This is a genomic window from Streptomyces sp. NPDC001156, assembly GCF_053598275.1.
Genome location: NZ_JBSFJX010000096.1, coordinates 17,552 through 31,509 on the forward strand (window position 1 = coordinate 17,552; position 13,958 = coordinate 31,509).

17 protein-coding genes are annotated in these 13,958 nt (G+C 68.3%); 7 read left to right on the plus strand and 10 right to left on the minus strand.

What is annotated here, in order from left to right:
* Nucleotides 1-69: 69 nt before the first annotated feature.
* The 6 genes from tatC to ACWDA7_RS32570 all read right to left on the minus strand — a co-directional run bounded on the left by tatC (nt 70) and on the right by ACWDA7_RS32570 (nt 7,209).
* On the minus strand, nt 70-1,023 hold the full coding sequence (tatC, locus tag ACWDA7_RS32545) for a twin-arginine translocase subunit TatC (protein ID WP_450608845.1): 954 nt from the start codon (nt 1,021-1,023) through the stop codon (nt 70-72).
* Between the two features lie 385 nt (nt 1,024-1,408).
* Nucleotides 1,409-1,702 (minus strand): Sec-independent protein translocase subunit TatA, encoded by a 294-nt coding sequence (tatA, locus tag ACWDA7_RS32550; RefSeq protein ID WP_450608847.1) that lies wholly within the window; start codon nt 1,700-1,702, stop codon nt 1,409-1,411.
* Nucleotides 1,703-2,699: 997 nt separating this feature from the next.
* Nucleotides 2,700-3,110, minus strand: a complete 411-nt coding sequence (locus ACWDA7_RS32555) for a hypothetical protein (RefSeq protein WP_450608849.1) — start codon at nt 3,108-3,110, stop codon at nt 2,700-2,702.
* A gap of 286 nt (nt 3,111-3,396) precedes the next feature.
* Nucleotides 3,397-3,819 carry an ATP-binding protein gene (locus ACWDA7_RS32560; RefSeq protein ID WP_450608851.1) on the minus strand — a complete coding sequence of 141 codons (423 nt, stop codon included), beginning with the start codon at nt 3,817-3,819 and terminating at the stop codon, nt 3,397-3,399.
* Nucleotides 3,820-5,792: 1,973 nt separating this feature from the next.
* Complete coding sequence (locus tag ACWDA7_RS32565) at nt 5,793-6,581, minus strand: zf-HC2 domain-containing protein (RefSeq protein WP_450608853.1); 789 nt, start codon at nt 6,579-6,581, stop codon at nt 5,793-5,795.
* Between the two features lie 25 nt (nt 6,582-6,606).
* Nucleotides 6,607-7,209, minus strand: a complete 603-nt coding sequence (locus ACWDA7_RS32570) for a sigma-70 family RNA polymerase sigma factor (RefSeq protein ID WP_450608855.1) — start codon at nt 7,207-7,209, stop codon at nt 6,607-6,609.
* Between the two features lie 985 nt (nt 7,210-8,194).
* Here ACWDA7_RS32570 and ACWDA7_RS32575 point away from each other — a divergent pair.
* From ACWDA7_RS32575 to ACWDA7_RS32585, 3 genes are read left to right on the plus strand one after another with little or no spacing between them, the layout of a single operon-like run.
* Nucleotides 8,195-8,500, plus strand: coding sequence for a cupredoxin domain-containing protein (locus ACWDA7_RS32575; RefSeq protein WP_450608857.1), 306 nt, complete (start codon nt 8,195-8,197; stop codon nt 8,498-8,500).
* Complete coding sequence (locus tag ACWDA7_RS32580) at nt 8,500-9,501, plus strand: metallophosphoesterase family protein (protein ID WP_450608859.1); 1,002 nt, start codon at nt 8,500-8,502, stop codon at nt 9,499-9,501. The genes ACWDA7_RS32575 and ACWDA7_RS32580 overlap by 1 nt, the downstream gene beginning before the upstream one ends.
* Nucleotides 9,498-9,953, plus strand: coding sequence for a hypothetical protein (locus tag ACWDA7_RS32585; RefSeq protein ID WP_450608861.1), 456 nt, complete (start codon nt 9,498-9,500; stop codon nt 9,951-9,953). The genes ACWDA7_RS32580 and ACWDA7_RS32585 overlap by 4 nt, the downstream gene beginning before the upstream one ends.
* A gap of 88 nt (nt 9,954-10,041) precedes the next feature.
* On the opposite strand, the gene ACWDA7_RS32590 is transcribed toward ACWDA7_RS32585, so the two are convergent.
* Nucleotides 10,042-10,164, minus strand: coding sequence for a hypothetical protein (locus tag ACWDA7_RS32590; RefSeq protein WP_450608863.1), 123 nt, complete (start codon nt 10,162-10,164; stop codon nt 10,042-10,044).
* A gap of 266 nt (nt 10,165-10,430) precedes the next feature.
* Here ACWDA7_RS32590 and ACWDA7_RS32595 point away from each other — a divergent pair, with 266 nt between their 5' ends.
* Complete coding sequence (locus tag ACWDA7_RS32595; RefSeq protein ID WP_450608865.1) at nt 10,431-10,703, plus strand: hypothetical protein; 273 nt, start codon at nt 10,431-10,433, stop codon at nt 10,701-10,703.
* Nucleotides 10,704-10,964: 261 nt separating this feature from the next.
* On the opposite strand, the gene ACWDA7_RS32600 is transcribed toward ACWDA7_RS32595, so the two are convergent.
* The 3 genes from ACWDA7_RS32600 to ACWDA7_RS32610 form a co-directional block, all read right to left on the minus strand.
* Complete coding sequence (locus ACWDA7_RS32600) at nt 10,965-11,975, minus strand: WGR domain-containing protein (protein WP_450608867.1); 1,011 nt, start codon at nt 11,973-11,975, stop codon at nt 10,965-10,967.
* 143 nt (nt 11,976-12,118) lie between these two features.
* Entirely contained in the window at nt 12,119-12,331 is a 213-nt protein-coding gene (locus tag ACWDA7_RS32605) for a DUF4287 domain-containing protein (RefSeq protein WP_450608869.1), read from the minus strand.
* A gap of 141 nt (nt 12,332-12,472) precedes the next feature.
* Nucleotides 12,473-12,799, minus strand: a complete 327-nt coding sequence (locus tag ACWDA7_RS32610; RefSeq protein ID WP_450608880.1) for an ATP-binding protein — start codon at nt 12,797-12,799, stop codon at nt 12,473-12,475.
* Here ACWDA7_RS32610 and ACWDA7_RS32615 point away from each other — a divergent pair.
* From ACWDA7_RS32615 to ACWDA7_RS32625, 3 genes are all read left to right on the plus strand, one after another.
* On the plus strand, nt 12,689-13,111 hold the full coding sequence (locus ACWDA7_RS32615) for a hypothetical protein (protein ID WP_450608882.1): 423 nt from the start codon (nt 12,689-12,691) through the stop codon (nt 13,109-13,111). The two genes, ACWDA7_RS32610 and ACWDA7_RS32615, sit on opposite strands and share 111 nt — an antisense overlap.
* Nucleotides 13,112-13,230: 119 nt before the next feature.
* Nucleotides 13,231-13,374, plus strand: a complete 144-nt coding sequence (locus ACWDA7_RS32620; protein WP_450608871.1) for a hypothetical protein — start codon at nt 13,231-13,233, stop codon at nt 13,372-13,374.
* Nucleotides 13,364-13,942 carry a recombinase family protein gene (locus tag ACWDA7_RS32625; protein WP_450608873.1) on the plus strand — a complete coding sequence of 193 codons (579 nt, stop codon included), beginning with the start codon at nt 13,364-13,366 and terminating at the stop codon, nt 13,940-13,942. The genes ACWDA7_RS32620 and ACWDA7_RS32625 overlap by 11 nt, the downstream gene beginning before the upstream one ends.
* Nucleotides 13,943-13,958 lie beyond the last annotated feature (16 nt).

Consider the following 13,958-nt stretch of genomic DNA (forward strand, 5'->3'; position numbering starts at 1 on the left):
TCGAATCGTATTTTCGAGTGGCAGAGCGTCGGCGGGGCCTCCGCGCTCCGTGTCCTACTCAAGGCCCCCTCAGGTCACGTCGTTTTGCCCGTCGGCGCGCTCGTCGTCAGCGTCCGGCTGCACGGGCAGCGCCTGGCTGGCGGACACCGATTCCACTTCGCCGATGTCCTGCGGTGTGAAATCGAGGGCGGAGGTCTCGTCGTCGCCGGGGCTCTCTGCCCTTCTTCGGGCCTTGCGACGGTCATTGAGAAGCGAAAAGACGACGGCGGCGAAATAGAGCACCCAGATCGGCGCGGCCAGCGCCAGCATGGTCAGCGGGTCCGTGCTCGGCGTCGCCACAGCCGAAAAGACCGTGATCCCCACGATCATGCCGCGCCACCAGCCGAGTATCCGCCGGCCGGACAGCACTCCGGTGAGGTTCAGCATCACCAGCAGCAGCGGCATCTCGAAGGAGAGACCAAAGACGACCACCATGCGGGTGATGAGGTCGAGCAAATCGTCCAGCGGCAGCAGGTTGTCCACCCCGTGCGGGGTGAAGCCGATCAACACCTTCGCGGTCGTGGGCAGCACCTTGTAGGCGAAGAAGGCGCCGCCGAAGAACAGCGGGACGCCCGCGCCGACGAACGCGTAGGCGTATTTCCGCTCGTGTTTGTGCAGGCCGGGGGCAACGAACGCCCACAGTTGGTACAGCCATACCGGCGAGGCCAGCACGACGCCAGCCATCAGGGACACCTTCAGCGCCAGGGTGAAGGGCGCGAGCAGACCGTTGATCGTGATCCGTGCGCAGGTGGTCTGCGCGGTCTGCTTGGCCAGATCGGCGAAGGACGTCGGGCAGCCGACCGAGTCCAGCACCGGCTTGGTGAAGAAGTTTATGATGCCTTTGTAGTAGAAGGCCGCGGCGATCGTGACGATCAGGGCGGCAAGGAGGGCCTTGGCAAGCCGGTTGCGGAGCTCGCGAAGGTGCTCCGCGAGCGGCATCCGCCCCTCGGGATCCTTCTCCTTGTTGCGGGCTGACTGGGGCACGCCACGTCCTCGTCTCGTGCGGCAGACCGGAGACCACCGGCTCTGCGTTTGTACTTGATCCTCTCCGTCACCCGGTGGGGCGCGAGCTCGCCACGCGCTGGTTGCGGCCGGGCAGCGCGTCCAGGAGCCAGTTAGGCCACCACTTACCGCGAGCTGATCTGCCCTGCCCGGCCCGAGGGTGGGCGGCTCACGAAGGTCCTCAGATCGTCGACTGTTACGCGCTGTGCTCGGGCCAGGAAACAGCGCTGCTGCGGCCAAGACGCCGACCGATACCGCAGACAACGACGCGGGCGGCCCGACAGGACAAGAGGTGAGCCGGCCGGGAAAGCTGCGGGCAGCGTCTGGTGCGGGGATGAGCCAGAGGCGCGCAGGAGCGGGCTCAGTCTCAGTGACTGGTCGTGCTGTCCGTGGGCGCGGTGCGGCCGGTGGCGGTGTCTCGGGGAGCGTCCGAGATCGTCCGCGGTCCCGGTCCCGGTCCCGGTCCCGGTGCAGGCTCAGGCTCGGGGCGTGGCTCGTTTGAGGCGCCGTCGTCCTTCATGGCCTTGGTCTCGTTCTTGAGGATCCGCATGGACTTGCCCAGCGCCCGGGCCGTGTCGGGTAGTTTCTTCGAGCCGAAGATCAAAATCACCACCGCGACCAGGATCAGCAGGTGCCAGGGCTCCAGCGCATTGCGGAACATCGTCACACCACCCCTTCGAAAGCGTCGACCTTCACACCTGCCTCGGCGATCCGTGCCGCTTGTTCCTCCGCGGCAGCGGTGGGAGCGGGAGCGCCATCGACGCATCGTGTCTTGCCGCCCCCAGCATGCCCCCATCGCTCTCCGGGTGCGCGCAGAGCCTCGACCGCTGCGCAAAGAAGCGTCCCGCCCACGACCGGGCATTGCGGAAGGTTGACGCGGCGGGAGGCGCACACCTTTGGCCGCGGACGACGGCCCGCTGCCGTGGGCGGGCGCGTCCGGCCCGGTTGTCCGTTCGCCGGTGCGGCGAAGAGTTCCCTTTCCGCGTCCCGGCCGCACTCGGCGGGGACTTCACGCTGCTGGACGCGGTCGATGTCCACGACCCGGCGGGGCTCGACACCGAGGGATGGCTGGCACTTGTCGTCACAGAGGGGGATCCGCGGGAGGTGGCCGGACGGGCCGGGGTGTGTGCCCGCGGTCTCGTGCGCGGGCGCCTGGGAGGAGGTTTCCCGGTGCACTTGGCACGGAAGTTTCACCGGTGTCCGCCGCCTGCGCCATCGGGAGGTTCCCACGGCGTCGTCCAGCCAGGCCTGACAAGTGAATTCGTCGCCCGTCGCCGCCGTTGCCGCGGGGAGCTCGACCGGCAACGGGTGTACGGCGAGGCGTAGTTCGCCGTCTGTGACCTGCATGGCCACTTGCGCCGGCTGCCCGGCTCGCGGAATGTGCGGGGGCGTTTGGGCCGGATGGACGCCCAGCCGCTGCCCCTGGGAGCAACCACGTTCGGGGACCTGGAACAGCTGATGTGTCGTCGCGTTCGGCCACGGTGCGTTCATCGGCATTCCCTGGTGTGACCGTTCCTGTCGGCGGCTGGCGCGATGTTCACGTATGGCTGTCGGGCGTGGGAGGCGAGGGAGTGGAGTTGGCAGGGTGCTGCGGGAGCGTGCCGGGTGTCGATGTCCTTGCGGGGCATGTGTCCTTCTTCGGGTCGGGTCGGGTCGATTCAGATTCCGGGGCGCTCGGCGGCCGTCCAGGCGGCGTACTCCTGGCGGACGTAGAGGCGGCGGCTGCGGGCGAGCCTGATCGCGTGGGGGTGGTGCGGGCCGGCCACCAGGTCGGGATGGCGGCGGTCGTGCAAGACGAGTTGTTCGGCGGTTTCTGCGGCGGCTGCGACCGGGCCGGGGCTGGGGTCGTCCAGGGCCATCCGGTCCATGAGGGCGGCCCGGCGGAGCAGCCAGGCGCGTTCGGCGGCCGTCGCATCGACCGGGGGGCCGGTGACGGGCCGGGCCTGGCGGCCGTCGCGTTCGGCTCCGAGAGCGAGCACTTGGTGTATCTCGCGGCGCAGGGCTGGTGCATTCGCGTACGCCTTGTGCGGGGCGCCGATGTCCTCGCCGCTGTTCGGGGTGACGTCCACGCTCACACCTCCACCGGTACGCAGGGGCCGGAACCGCAGCGTTGACACAGCACCGTGTCGTGGTCGGGATCGCCGTGATCAAGGGCGGATGGGTGTGCCGCGGACCGCATGGGCACCTGGGCCGGGCCCGGGCAGCCGTCGATGGGGCACGGCTTGTGGGTCCCGAAGGCCCACTCGGCGAGGTCATCGGGTGACCCGGCGCCGCAGCCGCCCCTGGTGACCCGCTGCTGTGCTGCAGTGCGGGCCCTGGCGGGGGGTCGCAGCTCGTGCGGAACGTCCTGCCCGGTCATGACGGGCACCTGAGGCAGGCGCGGACTTCGCGGCCGCTGCGAGTCTGGTGGACCTCGGTCGACTGGGCGAGGTACTGGACGATGCCGGTGCCGCGGCCGTGTTCGTCGGGGGCGATGTCGGGGCGATGGCGTTCCACGGTCGTGCCGGAGTCGGTGACCACAATGTGCAGAGTGCCGTGGTCGAGGACGAGCAGCAGGGTCATGCGCTCGCGGCCGTACTGCGCGGCGTTGGCGGCGAGTTCGTCGACGATGAGAACGGCGGAGTCCCGCTGGCTTGCGGGCACACACCAGGTCTCCAGCAGATCGGCCGCGAAGTGACGAGCGGCGGAGACGTGCGCCTCCTGCGCGGGCAGGGTGAGCAGCGCCTGGTGGCGGCAGCGCTGGCCGAGCAGTGAACTCGTGCTGGGGGAATCGGTCACAAACATGGTCTTCTGGCTCTTCTGTGGAGGTGCGGCGACCGGAACGGGGGAGACCGCCAACAACTTCGGGGGCGGTCGATGGGCCCGGATCCTGCATGGGCGCGCTCATTCAGTTCCACGGGCGACGCATGCCGAACGGTTCGGGTTACTCGCCCCTTTTGTTCGACTTCTTGTGAGTCATGTCAGTGCCAGTGGCCTGGCTGGACACACTCGCCTCTGCCGGAGCGATTCCTTACTCGGCCGGACCAGGCGCGGGCAGCTGGGTCTCCTCGCTCGTGGTCTTTCGGACGGCCTCGCGGGAACCTCATGCCGTAGAGCCGGACGAACGTCCCTGCACGCATCTCGGCTCGGTCGCGGCCCTCGGCGTGCAGACATCCTGGATCCTCTTCTCCGGGCTGCACGGGCTTGGGAGGAAAAGGAAAGTTGAGGTCGCCGGCTGTTTGGTGAACTGCATACCTCTGCTCACACGCGGGAGTGGGAACACCTCGGCCGGTCCGTTGTAAAGACCAGGGCGGCGCCACCGGCCACCCGGATAGGGAGTGCATGCCCCGTCGGCGCATTCACCTGGTTCCTCCGAGGATGCCCTGGCCTTCAGGCTGGGGAGGAATCGGACTCCTGCGGAGCAGGGCAGGCAACGGGGTTTCGCCTCCAGGGCGAAAGACCGTCCACGCGACCGGGTAAGCTGCTCGGTGTGCGTTGCGAGAACCAAGCGCGCACACCGTGCTGAGCGAGAGCCAGGCTGGCACAGCAACTCCTTTGCTTGTAGTACCGAACCGGGCAGGTTCCGACCCGGCTGGTGTTGAGGGTGTAAGACCCGTGGGTCCGTTGGGCCCGCAGGCAGCCTGAGCCAGGAATCCCCTGCTTCAGCGGAGGGAGGGTTCAAGCATCAAGTCGGTTGAGGATGGGGCCGGATCCGGGGGCGAGGGTGATCAGGGCCCGGAAGCCGTCGGCGCGCCGCGAGAAGGGCCAGGTCGCCGGGTTCGGCCTCCTCTCGGTGGAGGTCGAGGTGCGTGCCGCCCGCCCCCGGATAGCCGTACCCCTCCATGTACGCGGGCGGCACTCGAGGGGGCCCGTCGCGGGGTGGCCGGCCTGCCACTGCCGGAAGCCGCGTGACGGGAGCAGGTCAGAGCCCCACGACCGAGCCGCAGAACTGCCCCGGTGCCGTCACAGTCCCCCGATGACAGGTTGTGCAGCCGAAGCGGCCGCAGCACCTGACCGGCCCCCGGGGATGTGTGACACCACGGCGGCCAGATCGACTGGATGACCGCTTGTGCCCGCCCCTCGACCCGCCGGTCGTGCACCCGGACGGCCTTCACCGTGATCCGCTCGGCCGCGGAGGTGACTTTTCCCGGTCGGTGGCAGATGCTTCGACCACCAGCCGCCTGCACGTGGCGCCGATCAGCCCCTCGGCCATAGAGGTGCCGGTGGCGGCCTCCGAGGCCGTCACCGCGTTCATCCGCCGGTGCCCTTGTCGGACGATCTCGCCGATCCCGGAGCCATGCGGCGTGGTGGCATCGGTCGTTGATGGTGATCACGAGCGTGCCTGTGCAGCCGATGTCACGAGCACGAGCCTCATCGTTGGCCATCGGCTGGAAGTCCTCAGCGCGCTCCTCCAGTCTGGTCCACCGGTCTTGAGGCGGCTCGCTGCCTGTCGCCGCCTCGGGTCACGTCCACGGCCCGACCCGTCGGTGGCGTGGGTACCGTTTCTTCGTGAGTGAGCACCATGTATCTGCCCCATCCACGGACGCCGGTCCTGCGCGGCAACAGAGCGTCCCGGGGGATCTGGCGCCCCGCGAGGACGCCTGCGACGCGGTGCATCGTGGCTGGTGGTAACGGTGGTCACTTCGAATGAAACGCACCCCGGTGGCGACGTTTACTTGGCCTCTTGTGCCGCGGTGCGCTCACACCCGGGAGCTGGGGTCGCGTCACTGGGCGGCGAGGGCGCCGAGTGACGCGACCGTCCTGGCCTGGTCTCACGCCCGCATGGTGACCAGCTTCTGACCGTTGCCTGCGAGGATCTCAAAGTGCTCGATGGCTCCTGGGGACAGGGCAACCGCCCCTGGGATCGTGGTGCCGGGAGGGTACTCGCCCGCCCGCCAGGTAGCGCCGTCCGTCCTGGCTCCGCCGGGCCCGACCGCCTGCAGCCGGCAGGTGATTCCGGCGGGCGCACCCTTGGCGGAGACCTGCAGGACACTGCCCCAGGCAGAGGGGTAGACCTTCACCGAGGCGGAGACGCCGGTGGTGGCGTCGCTTCCGGAGAAGGTGCGCCAGGCAGTCGGCGCGGTCGGCCCGGGCGGCGTCGCCTGACTGCCCACGGTTCCGATGGCCGCCAGCCATGTGCCGCCGGCCGCTGCCGCGATGAACGTCAGGGAGGCGGCGGCGCCGGCCAGTTGCAGACGCCAGGTCCTTCGGCGCCGGGCCGCGGCCTGCTGCAGCAACCTCTCCAGCACACCCGCCTGTGGTGCCTGCGCTACCACAGGCACGGCGGGCCGTGCGGGCGAGGTGCCTTGCGCGCTTTCGGCTGCCCGCGCCACCAGCTGGTCGGCCAGGTCCCCGTCGGCCGCCGGTACCGTTTGGCCTGAGGCTTCGGCTTCGGTCACCGTCGCCAGCAGCGCGGGCAGTCCCGTCAGCTGGGTGTGTTCGGCTCGGCATTCGGCGCATTCCGCGAGGTGGACGCGCACTTGTTCCATTTCCGCCGGCGGCAGTGTGCCCAGGACGTATCCTCCCAGCGCCAGCCGGAGGGCGTCGTGCTCCGCACTCATGGTCGCCACCTCCTGCGCGCCGCGGTCATGGCTCGATTCCCCGTTCCTGCAGCGCCAGCCGCAGGGCGTGCAGGGCGTAGTACGTCCGTGACTTCACGGTGCCCAGCGGGATGCCCAGCACCTGTGCGGCCTCGGCCATGGTCCGGCCCCGGTAGTAGGTCTCCAGCAGGACGGCGCGGTGGTCGGGGGACAGCGTCCGGACGGCGTCGGCCACCGCCCAGCTCTGCAGTGCCTGCTCGATCTCGTCCTCGCCCGTTGTCTGCTCGGCGGCTCGTTCCAGCACGTCGCCGACGACCTCGGCCGGCCTGGCCTGCCGGGCCCGGTGGGCGTCGATGACCACGTGCCGGGCGACCGTACACAGCCATGCCCGGGCCGGGCCGCGTGCGGGGTCGAACGCGGCGGGATGCTGCCACGCTCGCAGCAGTGTCTCCTGCACCACATCCTCCGCCCATTGCCGATCTCCTGATGTCAGTCGCAGTGCGTAGTGGAACAGGGGCCCTGCGTGCTCCGCGTAAAGAGTGCGGAGCAGTTCCTCATCCGCGGTCGAAAGGGTCCCTTTACCAGAGACACGGTGCGCGGAACGATCCAGATCGGTCCTTGAACCACGTTTTCGGGAACTCCGGGACATGAGTCGATCATCGCGCATATGTACTGCTTTGTCCTCTAACGCACGGCGCGGTACAGGTGACGCTCTGCGATCGCCGTGGGCGGCACTCCGTGCCAGGCCTCATGACACCACCAGGACTGTGCGTGCCCAGCGCCCGGGGGAGGGGGCGATGCCACGAACTCCCATAAAAAGTGCATTTAGGTCGAACCGTGAACCCCTGCCGTCCGTGGAGCCAGACGAGAGCGAACTTACGCGCAGTTCCTCATCAATACCCCACGGACAAAGGACGGATCAGAGGTGACCGAAATACTCCACGCGAGGCACGCGCTCCTTGCGCCAGCCCCGCTCACCCCACCCCCGGGCCTCGAAGTCGGCGTCACTGCCCAGCCGCGGCCCGTCCCCAGCGCACACCACGGTGACGGCTCTACGCGCACAGCGATCGAGGGCAGCGCAACCACCGGGGCGGAACTTCACCCGGCCCAGCGTGCGCACTGCCCGTATGGGCACCGCCGGTTCGCGATGAGTCACTCGCGGCTCCCCGCTCCGGGAACTGCCGCATGCGGCCTGCACTTTCGCGGCGCGCAAGGGCGGACGCGCAGCGCGGAGCACGTCGACGCGAGCGACCGGCACGGGGCAGCACCCATGCTCGATCGCTGGGTCCGTGCACACGCCCATGAACCCGGCATCCACCACATATCCCCGCGGTTGCGTGCACCCGGCGCAGTCCCCGTCTCCGCCTGATCAGTGAGGAACGGACACCATGTACCTGAACTTTCGCACACCAGGCCGTCGATCACACACTGCGGCCGGGCTGGCCGTCGCCGCCATCGCCACCGCCGGCGCGCTGGGGCTCCTCAGTTCATGCGGCCAGCCCTCGCATTCCTCGTCCACCAGAGCTGGCGCCATCACACCCGGTCCGGGTCAGCACCAGACGGCAGGCATGCCCGGAGCCACGGGGCCGGGGAACACGGCGGGCTCCGCTCCCGGCACCTCGCCAATGCCCAGCATGAGCATGCCCATGAATCCCTCGAGCACCGGCGCGCCGGCCGCACCGGTGACCGGGAACGCCGTGGCGATCAAGAACTTCGCATTCTCCCCGGCCACGCTGAAGGTCAAAGTGGGCACGACGGTGACCTGGACCAATCAGGACGCCGACGCCCACACCGTCACCAGCGCCGGATCGGGCGGCCCGCTGCATTCCGCCGCCCTGACCACCCATGGCACCTACAGCTACACGTTCACCAAGCCCGGCACCTACGCCTATCTCTGCACCATCCATCCGTTCATGACCGGCACCGTGGAGGTGACCTGATGACCGACTACTACGACAGCCACGACGGAGCACCCGCCGACGACACCGGTCAGCCCGATACCGAACACGGCATGAGTCGGCGCCAACTCCTCACACATGCAGGGTGGTTCGGCGGCGCGGTGGTGCTGACCGTGGCCGGAGGAGAGGTGATCAGCCACATCGCGCACTCCCCGGATACCAACACCGGGGCCGCCGCCAGGGCCGTTGCGGCGGGAAGCGGCGCGCTGCGGTTCGTGCAGGTCTCCGACAGCCATATCGGGTTCCAGGGCCCCGCGAACATGGACGTGGCCGGCTCATTCACCGAAGCGATCAACCAGGTCAACTCGCTCGGATTCAGACCTGACTTCGTCATGCACAGCGGCGACCTGACCCACCTGTCCACGGTGGGGCAGTTCGACCAGGTCAAGCAAATGATGGCCGGAATGAAGACAGACCGCATCTTCACCGTGCCCGGCGAGCACGACTCCATCGGCGACGCGGGCCGCGCTTACCGGCGGACCTTCGGCATGGGCACGCTCGGCGATGGCTGGTACAGCTTCGACACCCACGGCGTGCACTTCATCGCCCTGGTCAACACCCTGAGCCTGGAGAAGCTCGGCCATCTCGGCAACGACCAGATCGACTTCGTTCGCAAGGACATCGCCGGACTGTCGTCGGACACCCCCATCGTGGTCTTCAGCCACATCCCGCTGTTTGCCATGTACCCGCAGTGGGGCTGGAGCACCGACGACGCCCTCAAGGTCATCGCCCTCCTGCACCGCTTCTCCTCTGTCACCTGTCTCAATGGGCACGTCCACCAGCTGTTCACCAAGACAGAGGGCAACATCACCTTCCACTCCGCCACCACCACCGCCTACCCCCTGCCCAAACCGGGCCGCGCCCCCGCCCCCACCCCGCAGGTCGTCCCTGCCCGGCAGCTCAAAGAGGCACTCGGCATCCGCAGCGTCGGCTACCGCCAAGGCGACCGCGAACTGGCCATCAAGGACCAGAGGCTGGCATGAACACCCGAAGACTCCTCACCCCCGCCCTGCGGTCGGCGACCGCCGCAACCCTCGCCGCCAGCGGATACATCCACGCCCAGCTCTACATCGAGGAGTACCGCTTCATCCACATCATCGGTCCCCTGTTCCTGCTGCAGGCCAGCGCTTCCTTCTCCCTCGCTGCCCTGCTGCTGATCGGGACACCGCCCCTGCTGCTGAGGACCGCCGCGGCAGGCGTCGCGCTCGGCGCCCTCGGCGGCTTCACCGCCTCGCGCACCGTAGGCGTGTTCGGATTCACCGAGCACGGTCTGCAGCCCGCGCCACAAGCCGTCCTCAGCCTCCTCACCGAAACCGGCACGCTGCTGCTCCTCGCCATCTGGCAGATGACCCTGACCAGACAACACCGCGCCGCCCGACCACCCGTCAGGCCCCCCATCTGGAACCGGGCCACCACCCGCACACCATCCGAGTGAACCACCACCGTGAATCCACCGGGATGCCGGCATCCTGGCTCGGGTGCGGCGGGACCGGCGAAGCCACACACCGCCGCACGAGCCACCACTACAGGACGACATGGCAGCGCAGGGCGACCACGCGGTACTCACCGGTTGCCAGGACTTCGTGTCGGCTCAGGCACTGCACGCCCTGCTGCTTGCCGACGCCCCCCTCGCTCAGCCTGACCACCCCTACCAGGCTGCGCGAGCCACAGGCGGACAGCGGCGTAGATGCCGTACGCGAACCGACAGGCCGGCGTGGCGCACCGTCTGCGTCCCGGCACCGCCACCCCAGCCGTGCCGCGGCTGCAGTACACCCGCCCGCGGACACCGGCATCGTCCAGAGGCGGGCCGGCCGCATCGTTCGCGACGTCGGCTTCGCCGCCGAACGCACCAACGACCTTCCCGACGCTGTCTGCGCCGCATGCCGCCCTTCCCGAACCAAGGAGATCTCCCATGCACCTGGAACCGCGCCCAGGAATCGCCTGGCCCAGCCCGCAGCTCCGCGAACTGAGGAACGCCGTGCGCATCCTGCTCGGCTTGGACGACGACACGGCCGTCATGATCCGCCAACTCACCTGTGGCGAACTCGGCTGCCCACCGCTGGAAACGGTCATCGAGGTGCTGCCCATGGACGGCAAGGCCCACCGCTGGACACTCCACCGCCCCGCCGACCAGATCACCGAGAACGACCTGCGGGCCACCCTGCTCCACCATCGCCCGAGCTGACCGGAACCTGGCCTGACCTCTCGTCCGCAATCTCCTTGGGCCGGCTCCGCGGTTCCGAAGATCTCGATGGATTCTTCGTCCGACAGCAAGGCGCACGGTTCGACGACGCCCACCGATTGCGCCCGCTTGTCGGTAATCAACGCACCGTCCAGTGCTGCGGAGTTGAAGGCTCCCCCGCCTTCAGGCGGGGGAGCCTTCAACGGCTTGGGTCGACCGTCGGTGGGCATCGGGAACCGGGCAGCCGGGGCCGGGCTGTGTGCCTCAGTTGGCCAGGAAGGACAGCACGTCAGCGAGGGGCATGGTGGATGCGGGATCGAGACGCATGATTTCGCCTCGAAAGGACCGCACCTCCACCCAGCTCTGCGATGCTGCCTGCGGCAGCACGTCCATCAGCTTCTTGAGGTCGGCCGGCCGGTAGACCTTGAATGCCTGCGTTCGTCGATATGGCGACGGCTGGACATCGAAGCGCAGGTCCACCACGGGCTGCGGCGATCGGCCCCAGTGGCTGTAGGGCAGCGCGGCGTGACCGTGGATCCGGGCGTCGACCAGCACTTCCGGGTCTTCGTGCCCGATCTCGCAGTTGAAGACGGGGAAGGCCGTTGCCACCCGAGGCGCCGCTGCCCGGTATGCGGCGCAACCTCGCCCCAGTGCCGACGAGCAGAACAGCGCGTGGTCGAAGGATCCCACCAAGCTCGGCAGGGGCACCTTGTGGTGGGACCGCCCGTCGAAGGCCAGGTCACGCCTGGAACAGAGGAACTCCAGGAACGTAGCGACGACGCCGTCCTGGTGGCTGCCGGCTCGGACCGTGAAGCGGACCGCGCTGCGCCCATGATCGCGCAGTACGTAGTACTCGTAGAAGCCCCTCGGATGGTCGGGTGTGTGGGCGCAGCGGTAGACCTGGTCGAAATCGTCGACCGGCAGGTACTGGGCTATGGGGGCGTGGGGGCGGGTGGCCCTGGTGATGACGTCCAGGACCGGTGTCTCGGCATCGGCTTCCGCCGGGTCGCAGCGCGGGTCGACCTCGGTGAAGCCCTTGCGGAGGCGGTCGTTGATCTTGCGTGCCACGTGGCGCCGTGCTTGCTCCTCGTCGTCGAGCATCGTTGTGCTCGCCTTGCCCGGGGTTCGGTCGGAACCCCACCTAAGAAAGCAGCGGATCCCTTCCTGACGGATCTCCCAGTACTCGAGCGTGGCCTCTTGCCGCTCGAACCGCCGCCATCTGGGCACCTGGCCTCCCACACCCCGTCTCGCGGTCTGCCTCCGCCAGGACCGCACGCGGGTGACCCTATCGCTCGCACGCCTGCGAGCAGCCCCGACCTTCCATTGCTCCGACGGCCGGAGACTGCCGCTTCAGCTTGGGGCCTGCTTGACAGGCGGATGCGTTGGGACAGTTGCTGCGTCATGCCATCGTGGGCAGCTCACTTGCCGCGCGCCTCCGCGAGGGCGTGTGCCACAAGTGCGTTGGCGTGGCCGTGGCCCAGACCGTGCTCAGTCTTGAGCCAGTTCACAAGCTCCATGTGCTTGGTCAGAGGCGAGGAGCGGATGAGGTCCTTCCACTCCGCTATCGGGCGACCGTACTTCTTCTCGATGGAAGGGAAGTAGCTGGCAGGGCCCTTGACGGTGTCAGTCATGTCGGCAGTGTCCCGTCTGTCTGTGCCCGATGTTCTTGGACTGCTGGCAGCACCACAGAAACATCCATCTGTGGGGCGGTGTTGTCGCTCGTATGACCGGTGAAAGCGACTCAAGTCATCGGCCGATGAAGGTGTGCTGCGTCACACTTCGGATCTCTGACTGCCCTGCCACGGGATCCGATGTCGGCGGCGCCTGAATCGTGACCCACTTCCGGAGGCGCGTTCGTAGCGGCCCCAGATGAACTGGAAGAACAGGTTCGCGACCTCGGGTTCGAAGGGGATGTCGCCGACCTCGTCGACCACGATCAACGGGATCCGACCCAGCCGGCTCAGCTCATCGCTCAGACGACTGGCTTGGTGGGCTTCAGCGAGGCGGGTGACCCACTGGGCGGCGGTAGCGAAGGCAACTCGATGGCTGGCCTGACAGGCCCGGATGCCGAGCCCGGTGGCCAGGTGGGTCTTATCGATGCCGGGAGTGAAGGCGATCGACTGCAACATCTTCGTGCGGTCTTGCCGTGTGAGGTGAGGGTCGTCGCGGAGACACACCCGTTGTGCGGGAAGCTGCTGTCGGCGAAGTCGTTCAAGCGGTGGAACGGCGTGTTGCTGTTGGTGGTCGACCTGCCGGACGGCTCGCCGGGAACGATCCGGGCGGATGCCACCGATGTCATGGGGCCCGGGACGGAAGCCGCCGGAGGCGATGTGGTGCTGAATGCGGCCGGGCTGCGGGAGCTGTATCGGCTCGTGCACCAACTGGCGACTTCACACAACGTGGCCATCTGATCACGAAAGCACAAGTAGGTTCGCCTCGTCCTGATCGCGCGACGATTCGAGAGAGGCGAACCCACTTGTGTGCCATGAGAGTAGCGCCCCCATGCCAACTTTCCCTTGGTCTGGGAGATTTGACCACGCCGGAAAGCCGCTGGCAGGACCTTCCCGAGGCCGCCCGCGGCCACGCTCTCGTGCTGCTGGCCAGGCTCATCGCCCGTGGTGCCCTCGCCCGGCCGGTCGAGGGCAGCGGTGCGGAGGCGGACGATGAGCGATGAGACACCGTCCGGGATCTTGGGGGCGTCCCTGCTGCTGTCCGTGGACAAGGTGCGGACCTCGCACCGCTTAAGGGACGCGTACGTCTATGTGCGCCAGTCCACCCCCTCCCAGGTGATCAACCACACCGAGTCGCTGGCCCGCCAGTACGAACTGCGCGAACGCGCCGTCGCGCTGGGCTGGCCCGCGCACCAGGTCGTGGTGATCGACGCGGACCTGGGCCGCTCCGGTGCCAGGACCGACGGCCGGCTCGGCTTCAAGGAGCTGGTCGCCGACGTCGGCCTGGGCAAGGTCGGCATCGTACTGGGCATCGAGGTCTCCCGCCTGGCCCGCAACAACGCCGACTGGTATCAGCTGCTCGACCTGTGCGCGCTGACCGACACCCTGATCGCGGACGCCGACGGCGTCTACCACCCCGCCAACTTCAACGACCGCCTCGTCCTCGGCCTGAAGGGCACCATGTCGGAGGCCTTATGCCGATCTCGGCATAAGGCCTCTTATGCGGACCCTGCTGTTATGCCGAGGTGGCGGCCGGGAGCCGTCATGGCGACAGCGCCCGGCCGTAGGTGAGCGGCATAATCTACAG